Genomic DNA, 16,511 nt, shown 5'->3' on the forward strand with positions numbered 1-16,511 from the left:
TATTAAATAATTTTAATAATTTAAATTGATCAATATCTTTACACTATTCATATTTCAATCAACTCGCTTATCAAGCCTATTGACCAATGTTCTCAATTAGATCTCTTGAATCTTTCTTAACAAATCAGATATTCAAATAATTGGGTAATATTCATTGCCCTACAGTATTTTGAATAGTCATCAAGAACACTCTACTTACAATTTAACAATCACATGCTTGAGCATCTGAATAAAAAAGCGAGATACTACAAAAAATTAAACCTTGTATGTTATTTATGCCTTCAATCAAAAAACTTTTCCTACTATCTAGCTTAATTATAGCAACACAAGCTTTTGCCTTACCTCAAGACTCACGTCGTGCAGGTGGCATAGCGGTTATTCCTGTTGCTAAAACCGTGTTAAATGTCACTTATCAAGACAAACCTGTCTTGATCGTGGATGGTGAAAATGCAGTAAACCATATTGTTTTTGGTATTCCGCTTTCAGCGCCACTGGGTACACTGCAATTACAAAGCTCTAAAGGCCCAATTAATATTGAAGTGAAGCCATTTAAATACGCTGAGCAGCGCCTCAATGTAAAAAATCAGGACTACGTCAATCCGAATCAAGAACAACTTGATCGTTATAGCCAAGAAGCGAAAGAACAAAACAGTGTTTATAGCTCTTTTAGCCCTGCACAATGGAAAGACTTTCCAACATTTATCCGTCCTACAGCAGGAAAATTTAGTAATTCATTTGGTCGTAAACGCTTTTTTAATGGTGAAGAACGTGCTCCACATTCTGGTTTAGATATCCCTGCCCCCATCGGACAAAAAGTGGTTGCGCCTGCCGCAGGAACAGTGGTTGCCACAGGCAATTATTTCTTTAATGGAAATACCGTTATGATTGATCACGGACAAGGTCTGATCAGCATGTTTTGCCACCTCAGTAAAATCAATGTAGAAAAAGGGCAAATCTTGAAACAAGGTGAATTATTGGGATTGGTGGGTAAAACAGGACGAGTAACAGGTCCACATCTACACTGGGGAATGAGCTTAAATAATGCCCGAGTTGATCCACAATTATTTTTATCACTTTAATTTTGCAAGCAAAATGCAAAGAAAACTTTGAACATTTGTTTCAAAAATGGTCCTTTTAAAGAAATACACATTTTGTAATAATTTATTTTTTAAAAAATTGTTAGCATGAGTCATGAATTTAAAAAGTTAGAGCACATAAAAAAAAGCCAATCTAAGGATTGGCTTTTTAGAATAATAATTTAATTATTCAGCTAAAATTATTTCAAAATCATGGGTGATTTCAACACCACCATCGGATAGCATTTTACTTGCTGAGCAATACTTTTCGGCTGATAATTCAACAGCTTTCGCTACTTGCTTCTCTTTTACATCATGCCCTGTTACCACAAAATGTAAATGTATCTTCGTAAATACAGCTGGAATCGTGTCTGCTCGATCCGCTTTGAGCTGACAAACAACATTTGTTACATTTTGCCTAGATTTCTTTAAAATGGTCACAATATCGAATGAAGCACACCCACCAAATCCCATTAATATGAGTTCCATAGGACGTGGGCCACGGTTTTCACCACCATATTCAGCAGAACCATCCATCACAATTTGATGACCACTTTCTGATTTTGCTTCGAAAGCAACATTCTCTAACCAATGAACGCTAGTTTGCATTGCAACTACCTAAAAAAAGCTATAAATTTACGGGGTACCTGTACACTAGCATAAAATGAGTTGATAAGGAATTTCATCTCTACTGCTTCTACGTGACGAGTTCAATTTAGATCAACAGATCTAGTTATTATCCAATTCGGAATTTTTAAGCATGTCTTCTAATTTTGCACAACTTAGTACAGATGCTTTGTCTCCTGGTCAACTACCTGAGTCAGTCAAAGCTTTGCTCAAAAGAGCCCACATCAATCGTTTTCCAAAACGCTCAACGATTATTGATGCAGGTTCAGAGTCAAAATCACTGTATTTAATTTTAAAAGGTTCAGTTTCAATTATTTTACGTGAAGATGATGAACGTGAAATTGTTGTTGCATATTTGAACCCTGGGGACTTTTTTGGGGAAATGGGATTATTTGAGCAGAATCCACAACGTACTGCGGAAGTAAGAACCCGTGACGTATGTGAAATTGCTGAAATTTCATATGACAATTTCCACGAAATTAGTAAACAATATCCTGACTTAAGTTATGCCGTATTTGCACAACTTGTTCGTCGTTTAAAAAATACAACACGCAAAGTAACTGACCTTGCATTTATTGATGTATCTGGTCGTATTGCACGTTGTTTAATTGATCTTTCAGCACAGCCTGAAGCGATGATCTTGCCAAACGGCCGCCAAATCCGCATTACTCGCCAAGAAATTGGTCGTATTGTGGGCTGTTCCCGTGAAATGGTTGGTCGTGTTCTAAAAACACTTGAAGAACAAGGCATGATCGAAACCGACGGTAAAGCCATCCTTATATTTGATGTATCTTTAGAAGAATCTAATTTTTCTGAAGACGAACTAAGCACAGATGATGAATAAAACTTGAGAACAAATTTGAGAATTTATTTCCTTAAAGAATTATGTTGAATGGGGTAAATATCAAATATTGTCAAAAAGTTGAAATATAGTTTAAAAGCAAACTCCCGAGTTTGCTTTTTTCATGTTGCTAGAACTACACAGTGAATGACTGTGAGCTGGTCTCATGACCATGCTATAAAACTAGACCAAGCTAAAATGAGCATTTTATAAAAGAATCAGATAACTTTATCTTATTTTGATAATTAGAAACATTTTTTCACTTAGTTATCAAATTTAAATTACGCTATTATTCTCACAAGATACTGAATATTAGTTTTGAAGGACATAAAATGAAGTCAAATCGTTTAGGGCATTCTGATCTTGTGGTCCCTGAAATTTGTTTAGGTACCATGACCTTTGGTGAACAAAATAATCAGAATGAAGCATTTGAACAACTTGCTTATGCAATCGATCAAAATATCCATTTCTGGGATACTGCTGAAATGTATCCGGTACCCCCTAAACCAGAGACACAGGGATCGACTGAAAGCATCATAGGGAATTGGATTGCTCAAAACGGTCAGCGTGACAAACTTATCATTGCCACAAAAATTGCAGGCCCCCAACAAGGTGGCAGTCAAATTCGTGATGGGCATACCAAGTTTATAGAAGCAGAGATCAGTAGTGCTATTGATAGCTCGCTCAAGCGCTTACAAACAGACTATATAGATCTTTATCAACTGCACTGGCCACAACGCCCTGTTAACTTCTTTGGCACGCTGGGTTACAGCAATCAGCTTGCGGCACGTACACAAGACATCACCCCGCTTGCTGAAACCTTAGAAGCACTCTCGAAAGAAGTTAAAAAAGGGCGTATTCGTCATATTGGCTTATCCAATGAGACACCTTGGGGTACCTTAAAGTTTTTACATTTAGCTGAACAATTGGGCTTAGAAAAAATTGTGAGTGTACAAAACCCTTATAGTTTGCTCAATCGTACTTATGAAATTGGGATGTCTGAGATCGCACAACACGAGGGCGTTGGCTTACTCGCTTACTCACCCTTAGCCTTTGGTTACTTAACTGGCAAGTATCGCCACGGCGCACGCCCTGAAAAAGGACGTATTACACTATTTTCTCGCTTTAGCCGCTATAGCAATCCACAGAGCGATTGGGCGACAGAACAATATGCACAGCTTGCAGAAAAACATGGTTTAAGCCTTACCCAATTGGCTTTAGCATTTATTAAACAACAATTTTTTGTGAGTAGTACCATTATTGGTGCGACTACGCTCGAGCAACTAAAAGAGAATATTCAGGCCTTTGATACCCAATTGTCTGAAGAAATCTTATTGGAAATAGATGCGATTCATCAGCAGCAGCCAAACCCTGCACCTTAAGCACAATTTTTGAAACGCTCATTGTTCTACGTTGTTTTCAATAAAAAAGGATGCATAAGCATCCTTTTTTATTCGATAGGTTTTATCAAAAAACTTATCTTCCGCCTCGCGCAGTATAAACTGCCATTGCAGCAGGTAAATTCTTTTTCATTGCATTGATACGATTAACATCAGATGGATGTGTTGACAGTAATGCAGAACCTTTTCCTCCACCCTGTTTCGCCATTTTTTCCCACAAGCTAATTGCTGCTTGAGGATTATAGCCAGCTTTTGCCATCATCATTAAGCCGCCCTCATCTGCACGGCTCTCTAAACTACGTGAGTATGGTAAACCCACTCCAACTTGGCTTCCCAAATCGAGAGCAGCATTACCTAATTCACCAATTTGGCTACCTGCATACGATTTACCAATTCCTACTGCAAGATTGGTCAACGCTTGCGCACCTAATTTTTGTTTAGAATGTTCTTCTAAAGCATGGGTCATTTCATGTCCCATTACTGCAGCAACTTCAGCTTCAGATAGATTGAGTCGATTTACAATCCCTGTGTAAAAAACTACTTTACCACCGGGTGCGACATAAGCATTGATTTCGTCTGACTTAAGAACAGCCAACTGCCAATCAAATCTTTGACCCGTTTGGTTCATTTGATCTGCAAAAGGTTTTAATCGGATAAATGCTGCGTTCACTTTTTTATAAGTTGCAGAAGTTGTATCTAGAGTCTTATTCAAACGTGCTTCTTGCACCGTTTTATTAAAGCCTTGTGTTGCGTTTAAATTAAGCGTTGCAGAATCAGCACCTGCCATATCCGCAATAGTTGAGCACCCTGAAATTGAAATGGCAGTCGCCGCACAAAGACTAAGCATTAATTTATTGTTCATTATAATCAACTCCATGGAGAACAATGAAAAGCACTGTGGATTATATGCAAATGTTACATAAGGTTAAATCAATAAGATCCATTAATTCATATTAATTATGTAAGTGAAATTTTACAAAAATTGAATCGCCAACCAATAGATGAGACAAATCACATTAAGCATCAAATATATGTTTTTCAATGGAATAATTTTTTTCTCTAACAATTGGTCGTTTCTTTTGATAAATAAAAATGCATTTTGGATCAAAATAACAGGAACCAGCACACATGCAACCATTACACTCAGACCTAACAATGCATTATTGATAATATTCAGATCAGTGGTTTGAGCCTGAATAATCAGCATTGCAATCGTTGGAGCACCGCCCATTGCGAAAATCAGAGAGTAAAATATTGTGCTCGATATATTCTTTTGCATCCTACAAACTCAATGTGTATATAAAAGGACATTTTAACAAGCTAAGCTTGAAAACCTAGCCTGATTGATATCGACTTTAGTCTTTTTTAGCTTTAAATAAAAAGCCCGATTTACATCGGGCTGAACACTCTGCGATCAAATTACTTTTTAACAACAGATTGATAAATTTGCTTTGCTTCAACCATGTTTTTGTTTAAATCTGATATACGGTCGTTATTTGATGGATGTGTTGAAGTGAACTTCTGTACACCATTATTACTGCCGCCATCAATCTTGTTCATTTTTTGCCAAACACTGATTGCCGCTTCAGGATTATAGCCAGCTTTCGCCATAAGCATTAATCCACCACGGTCAGCAGATGATTCTAAACTACGTGAATATGGCAGACCTACACCATATTTACTCCCGATGTCTAAAGCTTGAGTGCCGACTGAACCCAATTTATCGCCTGCATAGGTTTTGCCCATTTTCACAGCAAAGTCAGTAATTGCCGTTGCACCAGCACCACGTTTAGAATGCTCCTCTAAGGCATGGGTCATTTCATGTCCCATAATGGCAGCAATTTCAGCATCAGTCAGTTTCAATTGATTGACAATACCTGTAAAGAATACAACCTTACCGCCAGGCATTACAAATGCATTGAGTTCATTTGATTTAAGTACACTCAATTGCCAGTCAAATTTTTGACCAGTTTGATTTGCTTGATCAGCAAAAGGTTTCATCTTTAAGAAAACAGCATTGACTCGTTTATATGTTGCAGATGTTGTATCAAGTGCTTTTTGTGCCCTTGCATCATCTACAAGAAGTTTATAATCTGCTGCTGCATTGAGGTTTAGCGTCGCAGAATCATTACCCGTTAATTCAGCAACAGTTGTACAACCTGTTAAGCCTATAGCCAACCCTAATCCAAGTAATAGTTTCTTGTTAATCATTATTTTCACCAAATTTCATAGATCTTATTGCAAGCTTCAAAACGAAGCTCAGCTCTTAGCGGCTGAATTATGTTGTATTTTACAAAAAAAATCAAAATATAATCACACTTTATTTAAAACACCTAAAAATAACAACAATAAAAAAAGCTCCCGTAGGAGCTTTTTAAAGATTGAATCAATTAAGCATCAAATGGATGACGCATCACAATTGTTTCATCACGATCTGGACCCGTTGAAATGATGTCGATAGGACATTCAATCAACTGTTCAATACGTTTTACATAATTAATTGCGTTTTGTGGCAATTGATCCAATGATTTGGCACCAAACGTAGACTCAGACCAACCTGGCATAGTTTCATAAATTGGTTTTAATGTTTCAAATGCAAGCGCATCTGTAGAACCCACACAACCTGAATCTGCAGCTTCATAACCGATACAGATTTTCACTTCTTCCAAACCATCTAAAACATCAAGTTTAGTTAAGCAAATACCTGATAATGAGTTTACATCTACAGAACGACGTAAGATTTCAGCATCAAACCAACCACAACGACGCTGACGACCAGTCGACGCACCGAATTCTGAACCCACAGTACCCAAATGTTTACCAACTGCATCACCAACATCATTGGCAGCATCATAAACAAGCTCAGTTGGGAATGGACCTGCACCTACACGAGTTGTATAGGCTTTGGTAATTCCCAAAACATAGTCAAGATGCAATGGACCAAGACCTGAACCTGAACTTACACCACCAGCGGTAGTATTCGATGAAGTTACATATGGGTATGTACCATGATCGACATCAAGAAGTGAGCCTTGCGCACCTTCAAACATGATGTTTGCACCATCTTTACGATAGTCATGCAATGTTGTAATCACATCTAAAACTAATGGCTTAACCACTTCGCGCCATTGATCACAAAGTGCCAATACATCTTCAACTTTAACTGCTTCAACACCGAAGAATTGAGTCAATTGGAAGTTATGATATTCAAGAAGCTCTTCAAGCTGTGCTTTAAGATGTTCGCCACCACGAACTAAATCCGCAACACGGATCGCACGACGGGCTACTTTATCTTCATAAGCAGGACCAATACCACGACCCGTTGTACCGATTTTGGCATTACCACGTTTCTTCTCACGCGCTTGATCAAGTGCAATATGGTGAGGAAGAATCAACGGACAGTTTGGAGAAATACGCAGACGTTCACGAACGGGTACGCCTTCTTTCTCAAGAATATCCATCTCTTTGATCAATGCTTCAGGTGAAAGTACAACACCATTGCCAATTAAGCAAAGTACGTTTTCACGTAAAATACCTGATGGAATGAGGTGAAGAACTGTTTTCTTACCACCAACGACGAGCGTATGCCCTGCGTTATGTCCGCCTTGATAACGTACTACCGCAGCTGCTTGATCTGTGAGCAGGTCAACGATTTTACCTTTACCTTCGTCGCCCCATTGGGTACCGAGTACCACAACACTTTTGCCCATAATAGCCTCATTACATCATGCTGTTAAAATAGAAAACCAAATCGAATGACATGAACATTCAATCTGATACTTAAATTGTTTCGATTTTCCACTCACCGGCAACATTCACCATCTGGTGGGTTGCATTTGGAACTGAGTTTAAATCGTCATTACCCAATAACTGAATTACACTTAAACCTTGTTGACGTGCTACGGCAATCGCATCCAGCAAAGTGGATTCGGTACCTTTCGGTGCAACTACTTTTTCAATCTGTTGACGTTGACCCGCACTTAAGGAATACAAGTCACAAGAAAAGCCTGTTGCAGGACGCGCACGTCCAAAGTGTTCACCAATACCATCATAACGACCACCTTGTGCCAACGGTGCAGCACGGTTTGGTGCATACACGGCATACATTAACCCAGTGTGGTAATGGTACGAACGAAGCTCTACAACATCGATACCAATATTGAGTTTTGGCCAACGTGCTTGAATTTCTGTATATGTTGTTTTAAGTACCTCAAAAGCATTTTTAAATGCTTCATCAGCAAAAATCTCTGCGCTAATATTCGCTTGCAATGCATCCAGATCACTTGCATAACGACCTAAAGCATAAAAATCAGAACCAAATTCTAAATCTTGAGTGAATTCAGCAAGTTCTGGTAGTGCTTTGCGCTGATACAAATCAGATAAATGGCTTTCTGTTGATTTGTTTAAACCCACATGTTTTACCAGACTTCTAAACAGTCCTACATGCCCTAAATCAAGATGGATACCATCAGCTAAACCCGCGGTATTAAGCAGATTGAGCATCACATCGATCATTTCAACGTCTGCGTCAATACTGTCTGAACCAAATAACTCTGCACCTAACTGAAGTGGTGCACGCGTGGTATTAAAACCTTGTGGTTTAGTATGAAGTACAGTTCCTGCATAGCAGTAACGCGCCACACCTTGTACTTGATGTACATGGGCATCAATACGAGCCACTTGTGGTGTCATATCGGCACGCACACCAAGTAAACGACCTGAAAGTTGGTCGATGACTTTAAAAGTGGCTAAGTCTAAATCTTGATTCGATTCGGAGAGAGAAGAAAGAGATTCGATGTATTCGATGAATGGCGTATACACCAGCTGATAACCTCGTGATGCGAGGAAATCTAAAGCTTCACGGCGCAATTTTTCAATTACTTGCGCTTGCTCTGGTAATACATCAGCTACACCATCAGGTAATAACCATGTCTCTGAAATGGGCATGTTGTAAACCTAAATCCTGTCAGCGCGGAAGTAATCCGCATAAAAAAATCGGGAACACACCCGATTTCTCTTATTTTAGCACGATCATCTGCGCCATGCATTAATAAAATAACTTTTGATGCCTAGATAATTTGACCACTTATGCATAATTTAGGCAAAAAACTATCTATTACACATTACCCCACTTCAATTCTTTGTATTTATTTAACTTTTCACACAAGTGTTGATTGCTATTTGCGTTGTTGAAAATATAATTTATTCGTTTAGAAAAACAGCATCTATTTAAAGCAACTGAAATACTAAAAACTGGGGAAGTATGGAACTACATAGCAACTTATATTACACGCATCCAAATACGGAAATCATGCAAAAGCTAGGCCGTTTATTTCAAGAGCATCGCGGTGAACAAGACAAATTTATTGCTGTTGCAGTTGAGCTCAATTCACAATTGGGGCAAGAACTTGCAGAAGATCTTTTAAATACAGTTGACAATATTGAGTTTGATTTGGGTCCTGAATCATTACACACTATTGCAGGCTATTCAGTTGCCCATTTTGTGCATGGTTCTTCGGGTGATGAGTTTATCGAAGCAATCCTACTTTTCTTAAAAGCATTACTCCCTGAAATTCACACTCTGGCTTGGGGTTGTGGGGATGATGACCCGTGGGAATTCTGGTTTAAATTTGAAGGCGATGAGTTGATTCGTGAAGATGATGAACCTTTCAATGATCCTGAACAAGATGACGAAATAAAATCTTCCATTTATACATGGTGGCATACAGGTTTACCTGAAAAAATCAAAGAAGGTTTCTTAAACCAAGAATAAATTTTTATTCAGATTTAAAGGGAAGTACAAAATCGAATCGCTGTACTTCCCTGTTATTTTGACTCTTTCAGCTATTTTAAATAGTCCTCGATACTGACTACTTGTGAAAACATTTGAAAGGCTGACAAACAGGCTGTTTGTACATCTTCTGCTTCAACTGTTCTGCCTGAATAGCTCAATTGACGCGTCGCTGTAGCGTCTGCAATGATCGTCGGTTGATAAGCAAATTCTGCCGCTGCACGTGACGTCGCATCAACACACATATGCGTCATCATGCCACTAATCACCAATTTATCAACATTCAGTCGCTCTAATTCTGCTTTTAAAGTGGTTTGAAAAAAGCTATTGGGATAATGTTTTTCAATCACAATTGAATCGATCTTAACACGTAAACCCGAATGTAGTGCTACACCCTGCGTTCCTGCTTCAAAAAATGTAGCATTGGGTTGATTGGCAATATGCTGAATATAAATAATCGGCTGCTCACGCTTTATAAATAGATCTTCCAATCGATTGATATGTTTTAAAGCCTGTTCCGCACAGAACAACTCCATCTTCCCTTGAGGAAAATAATCGTTTTGTACATCTATCACTAATAATGCTGTTTGACTCATGGTGTTTCCCTAACCCTTGTGTTGATGTTTTTATAAGATTAATCAAAACAACTGGCGATTTGCAGTCACTCATGAAAGAATAATCGATTAGAAACTTTCAAACTGAAAATTTGTTCAATTCACTATGTTGCCAAATGACCCAATTGACCTCAAAATTTTAAAAATACTAAAAACTGATTCTCGGTTAAGCAATAAAGAGATCGGAAAATTAGTACACCGTACAGGCCAAGCTGTAGGAAGTCGCATTGCGCGAATGCAAGATGAAGGCACAATTCAGAAATATACGATTACGCTACAGAACCAATCAACACAATTTATACGTGTGATGATGCAGACTAATGAATTTGAACAGTTTGAAGCATTTATCGCTCAATTTGAGTCAATTGAAAGTTGCTATAAAGTCTGTGGTTCCGCTTGCTATATGCTGGTTGCGCATTTTGATAGTCATGCAATCAATCTATTTATCGAGCAACTCTCTGAATGGGGACAATATTCAGTAGATAGTGTCGTAAGAGCAATTGAAACTCAGCCTTAATTTTATATCCAAATCCATATCATGTAAGAATAACAAATGAAATCTTCAGAAAAAACATTACGCGAACATAGTAAATTTCTAAGTTTAGTACTTCGACATCAACCAGAAACCATTGCAATCCAACTCGATTCTGAAGGCTGGACGGATGTACACATCCTTTTACAGCAAATGATCAAACACAGAAGACCACTTAAACTCGTAGAGTTGATTGAGGTCGTTGAAAGCAGTGATAAAAAACGCTTCCAACTTTCACCTGATCAAAACAAAATCCGCGCAGTACAAGGTCACTCTAGTGCTCAGGTTCAACGTGAGTATGTTGCTATTACGCCACCCGATACACTTTTTCATGGAACAGCAACTCGCTTTGTCGACAGTATTTTAGAAAAAGGCTTAATTTCAGGTGAACGTCATCACGTACATTTATCTGCTGATTTAGTCACAGCCCAGAAAGTGGGACAACGACATGGCAAAGTCATCATTTTCATCCTAGACACCAAACAGATGCATCAAGATGGTTTCCAATTTTATTGTGCTGAAAATGGGGTTTGGTTGACTGAACAAGTGCCGATAAAATATTTAAAGTTATTCGAAAGCGAATCAAAAAAACTAATCCAGCGGTAAGGCTGTGGTCTGTTTAATCTTCTGTAAAGGGATTTCAGTTTTGACATTCTGGATCCCTGGAATTTTATTTAAATGATTAATTTGAAATTTACGATATGCCTCTAAATCAGAAACCACAATACGTAAGAAAAAATCACAATCTCCTGCCATAAGTTGACATTCAACAATTTCAGAAATATTCATAATGCTTTCGATAAATCGATTGACCGCTTGTTCATCCTGACTCTTTAACCAAATTCGTGCAAAGACTGTCAAACTAAGATCTACTTTGTGTGGATTGACCAATGCAACATATTGGTCAATGATCCCCTCATCCTCCAGTTGCTTTACTCGTCTTAAACAAGGTGAAGCGGATAAACCGATCTGTTCTGCCAATTCATTATTTTGTAGTTTTCCATTACGTTGTAATGCACACAGAATACGCCGATCTATCTGATCCAATTTCATAAAATTATTTCTAGTAGATAAAACCAAAAAATAACATATTCCAGCAATAATATTGCAAAAATTATTTTACAGGCAGCAATTTTAGCGAAATATAGCGAATCAATTGGCATAAAATAAAAATCATCTTGTTTTACCGACCATTGAGCGACTCATGTTAAGTTTTAAGAACGCTACGACTGAACTGACCTATTCAATTGAATTTAGAGAGTTTGTACGTGGGCTTAAAACCTCTATTCCAATGCTACTGGGTATTATCCCTTTTGCACTGGTTTTAGGAACGCAAGCAGCGCAAAAAGGATTTTCTGCCTTAGAAGTTCCATTGTTAACAGGACTCAATTTTGCTGGTGGTTCTGAGTTCGCCATTATTGAAGTCTGGACGCAGCCACCTCAATTGTTGTTTTTAATTCTGATCACTTTTCTGGTCAACAGCCGCCATATTTTAATGGGTGCAAGTTTAGCACCCTATATTCGACATTTGCCCAATCGTAAAGCCCTTCCATTATTATTTTTTATGTGTGATGAGAGTTGGGCCCTTAGCATTACGGATTCACACAAACAAAACCCTCGCAATCCCTATGCAGGATTTAGTGTGTTTTTTTATATCGGCCTTTGTTTTGCGTTATATGTTATGTGGGTGGTTTTTACCACTATGGGAGTCGGCATTGGTTCTTTCCTTGGTGATGTCACAAAGTTTGGTTTTGACATGGCATTCCCCGCAGTTTTTCTGGTGCTTTTACGCGGAATGTGGAAAGGCTTTAAACCCGCACTGCCTTGGTTGATTAGTCTGATTGCCGCTGCACTGGCCTATTATTATCTACCCAAAGGCTGGTATGTATTGATTGGTTCTATTTCAGGAATTATCGCTGCTTTTTTACTGATTGGAGATGAAGAATGATTCATATGACGACATTCATCGCCATTGTTTGTGTGGGATTAACAACCTACTTAACTCGAATTTTAGGCTATTTACTGTTAAAGAATAGACATCTCAGCAAAAGAACCACGCGAATTTTACAGGTGATCCCCGGCTGTGTTTTGATATCAGTGATTGCACCCTACTTTGTTACAGATCAACCAGCCAACTTGATTGCAATTATCATCACACTATTCGCAGCTTGTTATTTTTCATTATTACCCACTGTACTGATCAGTATCATTGCAACAGGGATTTTGAGATACTTTATGCTTTAAACGTTCTCAATAGCCTGTCACTCCTGACTTGATGCAATTCAAAACCTCAATTAAGGTTTTGAATTTTGCTGTAATATTTTAATTAATTCAGCATTTTGAAACTCAACTTGAGTCAAACGTGTTGAGGTATTGTCTAAAACTTCCTGCTGTACATGCATTTTTTTAGCCAAATCTTGCATAATTTGTAAGGTTTGTTTGAGATGTTGCTCTTGTGCATGGATCTGTTGCTCATGATTCTGCACATGCTTAAGCCATTCAAGGTTTTCTTTCTTTAACTTTCCCATTTGCCAAATCACAAACATCATGGCCAGATAAAGAATCACAATAACCAAATATATGAAAAACATCATTCCCCCCCAACAAAACATGTCAATCTTCGTCTTGATTAAACTCAAGTCATTAAAGTTATTTTTAAGTGATAAATATTAGATTAATAAAATGATTCACACAAATCTAACAAGCGATTTGCATAGCCCCATTCGTTATCATACCAAGCAAACACTTTCGCCTGTTGACCCACGACCATAGTTTGAGTCAGATCAACAATCAGTGAATAAGGTGAATGATTAAAGTCACTTGAAACCAATTGCTCATCTGTAACAGACATAATCTCAGCATAATCATATTTTGCTGCTTGAATTAAGGTTTGGTTAATTAAATGAGCTGTTACAGGCGCTTTAGCAATAAATGTTAAATCAATGGCGGCAACATTAATTGTTGGTACACGGATTGAAAAACCATCAATACGGTTTTCCATTTTGGGCATGACTTGTTTTAATGCACCCAAAGCAGAAGATGTAGTTGGAATAATATTTTGTCCTGAGGCACGTGCGCGGCGTAAATCTCGATGTGCATGATCCAGTACAGATTGATCTGCTGTGACCGCATGAATTTCAGTCATTAATGCGCTGTCAATTCCAAATGCATCATCAATAATTTTGACCAAAGGGACTAAAGCTTGTGTGGTACATGACACACCCGAAATAATTTGATCACTAGCTTTAACATCATGATGATTTACCCCATAAACAATGGCAGCATCAACAGTATCAAAAGGTGCAGCACCGATAATGACGCGTTTTGCACCAGCTGTTATATGTTGTGTTGCAGCGGCTCTTGAACGAAACAGCCCTGTACATTCTAAAACAACATCAATGTTAAGCGCTTCCCAAGGCAATAATTCAGGATTGGCTTGTCTTAAAATTTGAACTTTCTGTTTAATTTGCCGTGCGTCAATCAACATATAAAGCTGTCCATTTTCTTGAACGATATTCACCGCACCGTCAAAGCGACCATGTGTAGTATCATATTTAAATAAATGAACCAGCGTTTCAACATCTGCAATATCGTTAATGGCAACAATTTCAAAATGGAAGTTTTTCGGATTTTCAAACCAAGCGCGTAATACATTCCGTCCAATTCGCCCGAATCCGTTTATTGCCACACGTTGCATCAGTTGTCCTTTTACAGCCAAATTACCATAATCAGTTATATGGTATAAGATTTATGATCACTACTGTTAATATATAGCTGACTTTAGCAAGAAAAAATTCGAAAACAATAGAATTTAAAACATCATTGGATAAAAAAATGTATTCATCTTTGCTCACAATGACATTTATGCGGCGCCTATTTTATTTTTGCTGTATTGCGATATGTATTTTTATATTTCTTCCTTTCAGTTATGCCCAACAGAAGAATATTCAAAATAATTATTCACGATGCAGCGAAACACAGACTCTGCAATTGATTGATAAACTTAAATTGATTTCCCCTGAACAGAGAGATACACGCTATCCAACATTTGAGCGCTGTATAAAGCTGGATCAAAATCGGCAATTGATCGCAATTAGTCAACCACTTCATATGCCGTCTGGGTATGCAGATTACGACTTAAATCTTTATTTGATTGACAACGCATCTGAAAAAATTCTAAATCACTATCATTATCCCATGAAGATTTCTTCAGATAACCATCAGTTTGAAAATTTAAAATTTGATATCAATCCTTACTCTAAAACTCCCCATACTCATGTTATTGGATTGGCCTTAACCTATGGGCATTTAGGTAGAATTGACTATACAATAAGTGAAATAAAGTTATTCAAAATCAGCAATCAACAAATGCAATTGGTTTTAGATAAATTTATGACGAATTACTCAGCTGGCGAAAGACCGTCTCTATGTGAAAATAATGCACAAACTGAGACTCAAATTTTACTTCACCCCTTAAAACAGAACAGTCATGGTTTAGCAGATATTCAATTAACGGAAAAAACAGAGCGTATAACACTTAACGAAAAAAACTGTAGTACCCAGCGTATTGTCAAAAAGCAACGCCATATCATGAAATTTGATGGGAAAAAATATCATTTTGAACATCTTAATTTTTTAGACTTTGGAATTTAATTGTATTTTGAACTTTTTAGAGATGAGCGCATGAAAACATTACAAATTGTATTGAACGCTGCACTGCTTTTGATTACTGGAAATAGTTTTGCAGCACCTTATCAAGCTTGTTCAGAACAATTACAAGATTCTTTAATTCAAAAATTTAAACTAACCAACCCAAGTTTTGCAAAGACTGAAGCTAAAACATATAAAAGCTGTATCAATTTGGACAGTACACAAAGAATTCAATTGGTTGCCATTAGCCAACCGATTAATTATAAATCTTATGATGATATGGAGCATGATCTAAATTTATATTTAATTGACTCTTCTCATCATAAAATTCTGCAAAAGTATAAAGCCCCAGAAACTTTTTATTCAGATGCAGATCATTATGATGGAGCAAAACTCCACAACACAAGATTTTCAACCTTGCCGAATACAGATGTGATCGGCTTAGAGACCTCATCCTCACATGAAGGTGGTTTTACCTATAGCCATAATAATCTTGCTTTATTTAAAGTTAATCCTCGCCAACCAATTAAACAAGTTTTTGCGGGTATTGGAACAAATGATAGTGGCTATGAAAGAATTGGAAATTGTATAGGAAATAATACCAGTTCAGATGTAAGACGTATTTTAGTGCTTTCCAACAAAACCACACATGGTTTACAAGATATTGTATTAAAAGAAATCAAAGACCAAACGAAAACCAACTATCAGACATGCAAATCTGTAAAAAAACAATATAAACAACAACAGACCATTAAATTTAATGGTCAAGAATATAAATTACAGCATAATGATCTACTGGGAATTGACCCTTTTTAAGCAAGCTTAAATACGATAATGGTAAAGTGGCTAAGTTTTAAATTTATACAACCAAAATTTACTCCAGACGAAAGTTGAAAATGTATAGAAATACCAATAATTCACCTTAAAATCATTGGTGGACACTACATTTTCCGTTATACTTTGGCGTTTTTAAAAATAAG

20 protein-coding genes are annotated in these 16,511 nt (G+C 37.4%); 10 read left to right on the forward strand and 10 right to left on the reverse strand.

The window, feature by feature from the left end; translation table 11 throughout:
- Window positions 1-275 precede the first annotated feature (275 nt).
- Window positions 276-1,079: a peptidoglycan DD-metalloendopeptidase family protein gene (locus tag ACG916_RS05540; RefSeq protein ID WP_419327387.1), complete on the forward strand. Its 804-nt coding sequence runs from the start codon at window positions 276-278 to the stop codon at window positions 1,077-1,079.
- A 183-nt stretch (window positions 1,080-1,262) separates the two neighbouring features.
- Here ACG916_RS05540 and ACG916_RS05545 read toward each other — a convergent pair whose 3' ends face one another.
- On the reverse strand, window positions 1,263-1,685 hold the full coding sequence (locus tag ACG916_RS05545) for an OsmC family protein (protein WP_419327386.1): 423 nt from the start codon (window positions 1,683-1,685) through the stop codon (window positions 1,263-1,265).
- A 151-nt stretch (window positions 1,686-1,836) separates the two neighbouring features.
- Here ACG916_RS05545 and crp point away from each other — a divergent pair, with 151 nt between their 5' ends.
- Complete coding sequence (crp, locus tag ACG916_RS05550) at window positions 1,837-2,547, forward strand: cAMP-activated global transcriptional regulator CRP (protein ID WP_004721139.1); 711 nt, start codon at window positions 1,837-1,839, stop codon at window positions 2,545-2,547.
- Between the two features lie 329 nt (window positions 2,548-2,876).
- Complete coding sequence (locus ACG916_RS05555; protein WP_336953122.1) at window positions 2,877-3,926, forward strand: NADP(H)-dependent aldo-keto reductase; 1,050 nt, start codon at window positions 2,877-2,879, stop codon at window positions 3,924-3,926.
- Window positions 3,927-4,020: 94 nt separating this feature from the next.
- Here ACG916_RS05555 and ACG916_RS05560 read toward each other — a convergent pair whose 3' ends face one another.
- From ACG916_RS05560 to ACG916_RS05580, 5 genes are all read right to left on the reverse strand, one after another.
- Entirely contained in the window at window positions 4,021-4,806 is a 786-nt protein-coding gene (locus ACG916_RS05560) for a M48 family metallopeptidase (RefSeq protein WP_336953123.1), read from the reverse strand.
- A 111-nt stretch (window positions 4,807-4,917) separates the two neighbouring features.
- On the reverse strand, window positions 4,918-5,223 hold the full coding sequence (locus tag ACG916_RS05565; RefSeq protein WP_419327385.1) for a hypothetical protein: 306 nt from the start codon (window positions 5,221-5,223) through the stop codon (window positions 4,918-4,920).
- A 140-nt stretch (window positions 5,224-5,363) separates the two neighbouring features.
- The gene (locus tag ACG916_RS05570) at window positions 5,364-6,155 is read right to left on the reverse strand and encodes a M48 family metallopeptidase (RefSeq protein ID WP_336953126.1); all 792 of its coding nucleotides are present in this window, start codon (window positions 6,153-6,155) and stop codon (window positions 5,364-5,366) included.
- Window positions 6,156-6,334: 179 nt separating this feature from the next.
- Complete coding sequence (locus ACG916_RS05575) at window positions 6,335-7,654, reverse strand: adenylosuccinate synthase (protein ID WP_004721148.1); 1,320 nt, start codon at window positions 7,652-7,654, stop codon at window positions 6,335-6,337.
- 70 nt (window positions 7,655-7,724) lie between these two features.
- A complete protein-coding gene (locus ACG916_RS05580; RefSeq protein WP_004820956.1) occupies window positions 7,725-8,891 on the reverse strand; it encodes an ATP phosphoribosyltransferase regulatory subunit in 1,167 nt (388 codons plus the stop codon).
- Window positions 8,892-9,207: 316 nt separating this feature from the next.
- On the opposite strand from ACG916_RS05580, the gene ACG916_RS05585 reads away from it, so the two are divergent.
- The gene (locus tag ACG916_RS05585; RefSeq protein ID WP_336953129.1) at window positions 9,208-9,717 is read left to right on the forward strand and encodes a hypothetical protein; all 510 of its coding nucleotides are present in this window, start codon (window positions 9,208-9,210) and stop codon (window positions 9,715-9,717) included.
- A gap of 71 nt (window positions 9,718-9,788) precedes the next feature.
- Here ACG916_RS05585 and ACG916_RS05590 read toward each other — a convergent pair whose 3' ends face one another.
- On the reverse strand, window positions 9,789-10,331 hold the full coding sequence (locus tag ACG916_RS05590; RefSeq protein ID WP_336953131.1) for a cysteine hydrolase family protein: 543 nt from the start codon (window positions 10,329-10,331) through the stop codon (window positions 9,789-9,791).
- 124 nt (window positions 10,332-10,455) lie between these two features.
- Here ACG916_RS05590 and ACG916_RS05595 point away from each other — a divergent pair, with 124 nt between their 5' ends.
- Both ACG916_RS05595 and ACG916_RS05600 read left to right on the forward strand, forming a co-directional pair.
- Window positions 10,456-10,866 (forward strand): Lrp/AsnC family transcriptional regulator, encoded by a 411-nt coding sequence (locus tag ACG916_RS05595; protein ID WP_234623015.1) that lies wholly within the window; start codon window positions 10,456-10,458, stop codon window positions 10,864-10,866.
- Window positions 10,867-10,902: 36 nt separating this feature from the next.
- Window positions 10,903-11,487 carry an RNA 2'-phosphotransferase gene (locus ACG916_RS05600; RefSeq protein WP_105712858.1) on the forward strand — a complete coding sequence of 195 codons (585 nt, stop codon included), beginning with the start codon at window positions 10,903-10,905 and terminating at the stop codon, window positions 11,485-11,487.
- Here the strand turns inward: ACG916_RS05600 and ACG916_RS05605 are convergent.
- Window positions 11,473-11,928 (reverse strand): Lrp/AsnC family transcriptional regulator, encoded by a 456-nt coding sequence (locus ACG916_RS05605; protein ID WP_034614550.1) that lies wholly within the window; start codon window positions 11,926-11,928, stop codon window positions 11,473-11,475. The genes ACG916_RS05600 and ACG916_RS05605 overlap by 15 nt on opposite strands.
- A 157-nt stretch (window positions 11,929-12,085) precedes the next feature.
- On the opposite strand from ACG916_RS05605, the gene ACG916_RS05610 reads away from it, so the two are divergent.
- Together ACG916_RS05610 and ACG916_RS05615 are read left to right on the forward strand one after the other, a co-directional pair.
- Window positions 12,086-12,829 carry an AzlC family ABC transporter permease gene (locus ACG916_RS05610; protein ID WP_004721160.1) on the forward strand — a complete coding sequence of 248 codons (744 nt, stop codon included), beginning with the start codon at window positions 12,086-12,088 and terminating at the stop codon, window positions 12,827-12,829.
- Window positions 12,826-13,125: a branched-chain amino acid transport AzlD family protein gene (locus ACG916_RS05615; protein ID WP_262085811.1), complete on the forward strand. Its 300-nt coding sequence runs from the start codon at window positions 12,826-12,828 to the stop codon at window positions 13,123-13,125. Before ACG916_RS05610 ends, ACG916_RS05615 begins: the two co-directional genes overlap by 4 nt.
- Before the next feature lie 50 nt (window positions 13,126-13,175).
- On the opposite strand, the gene ACG916_RS05620 is transcribed toward ACG916_RS05615, so the two are convergent.
- A complete protein-coding gene (locus tag ACG916_RS05620) occupies window positions 13,176-13,472 on the reverse strand; it encodes a hypothetical protein (protein WP_004721164.1) in 297 nt (98 codons plus the stop codon).
- Between the two features lie 83 nt (window positions 13,473-13,555).
- On the reverse strand, window positions 13,556-14,578 hold the full coding sequence (locus tag ACG916_RS05625; protein ID WP_333666862.1) for a type I glyceraldehyde-3-phosphate dehydrogenase: 1,023 nt from the start codon (window positions 14,576-14,578) through the stop codon (window positions 13,556-13,558).
- 167 nt (window positions 14,579-14,745) lie between these two features.
- Here ACG916_RS05625 and ACG916_RS21765 point away from each other — a divergent pair, with 167 nt between their 5' ends.
- A complete protein-coding gene (locus ACG916_RS21765) occupies window positions 14,746-15,534 on the forward strand; it encodes a PA3715 family protein (protein WP_512700246.1) in 789 nt (262 codons plus the stop codon).
- Window positions 15,535-15,564: 30 nt separating this feature from the next.
- Window positions 15,565-16,347, forward strand: coding sequence for a PA3715 family protein (locus ACG916_RS05635; protein WP_419327383.1), 783 nt, complete (start codon window positions 15,565-15,567; stop codon window positions 16,345-16,347).
- Window positions 16,348-16,511 lie beyond the last annotated feature (164 nt).

Source organism: Acinetobacter legionensis, assembly GCF_048552295.1.
In the GTDB taxonomy this organism is placed as follows: domain Bacteria; phylum Pseudomonadota; class Gammaproteobacteria; order Pseudomonadales; family Moraxellaceae; genus Acinetobacter.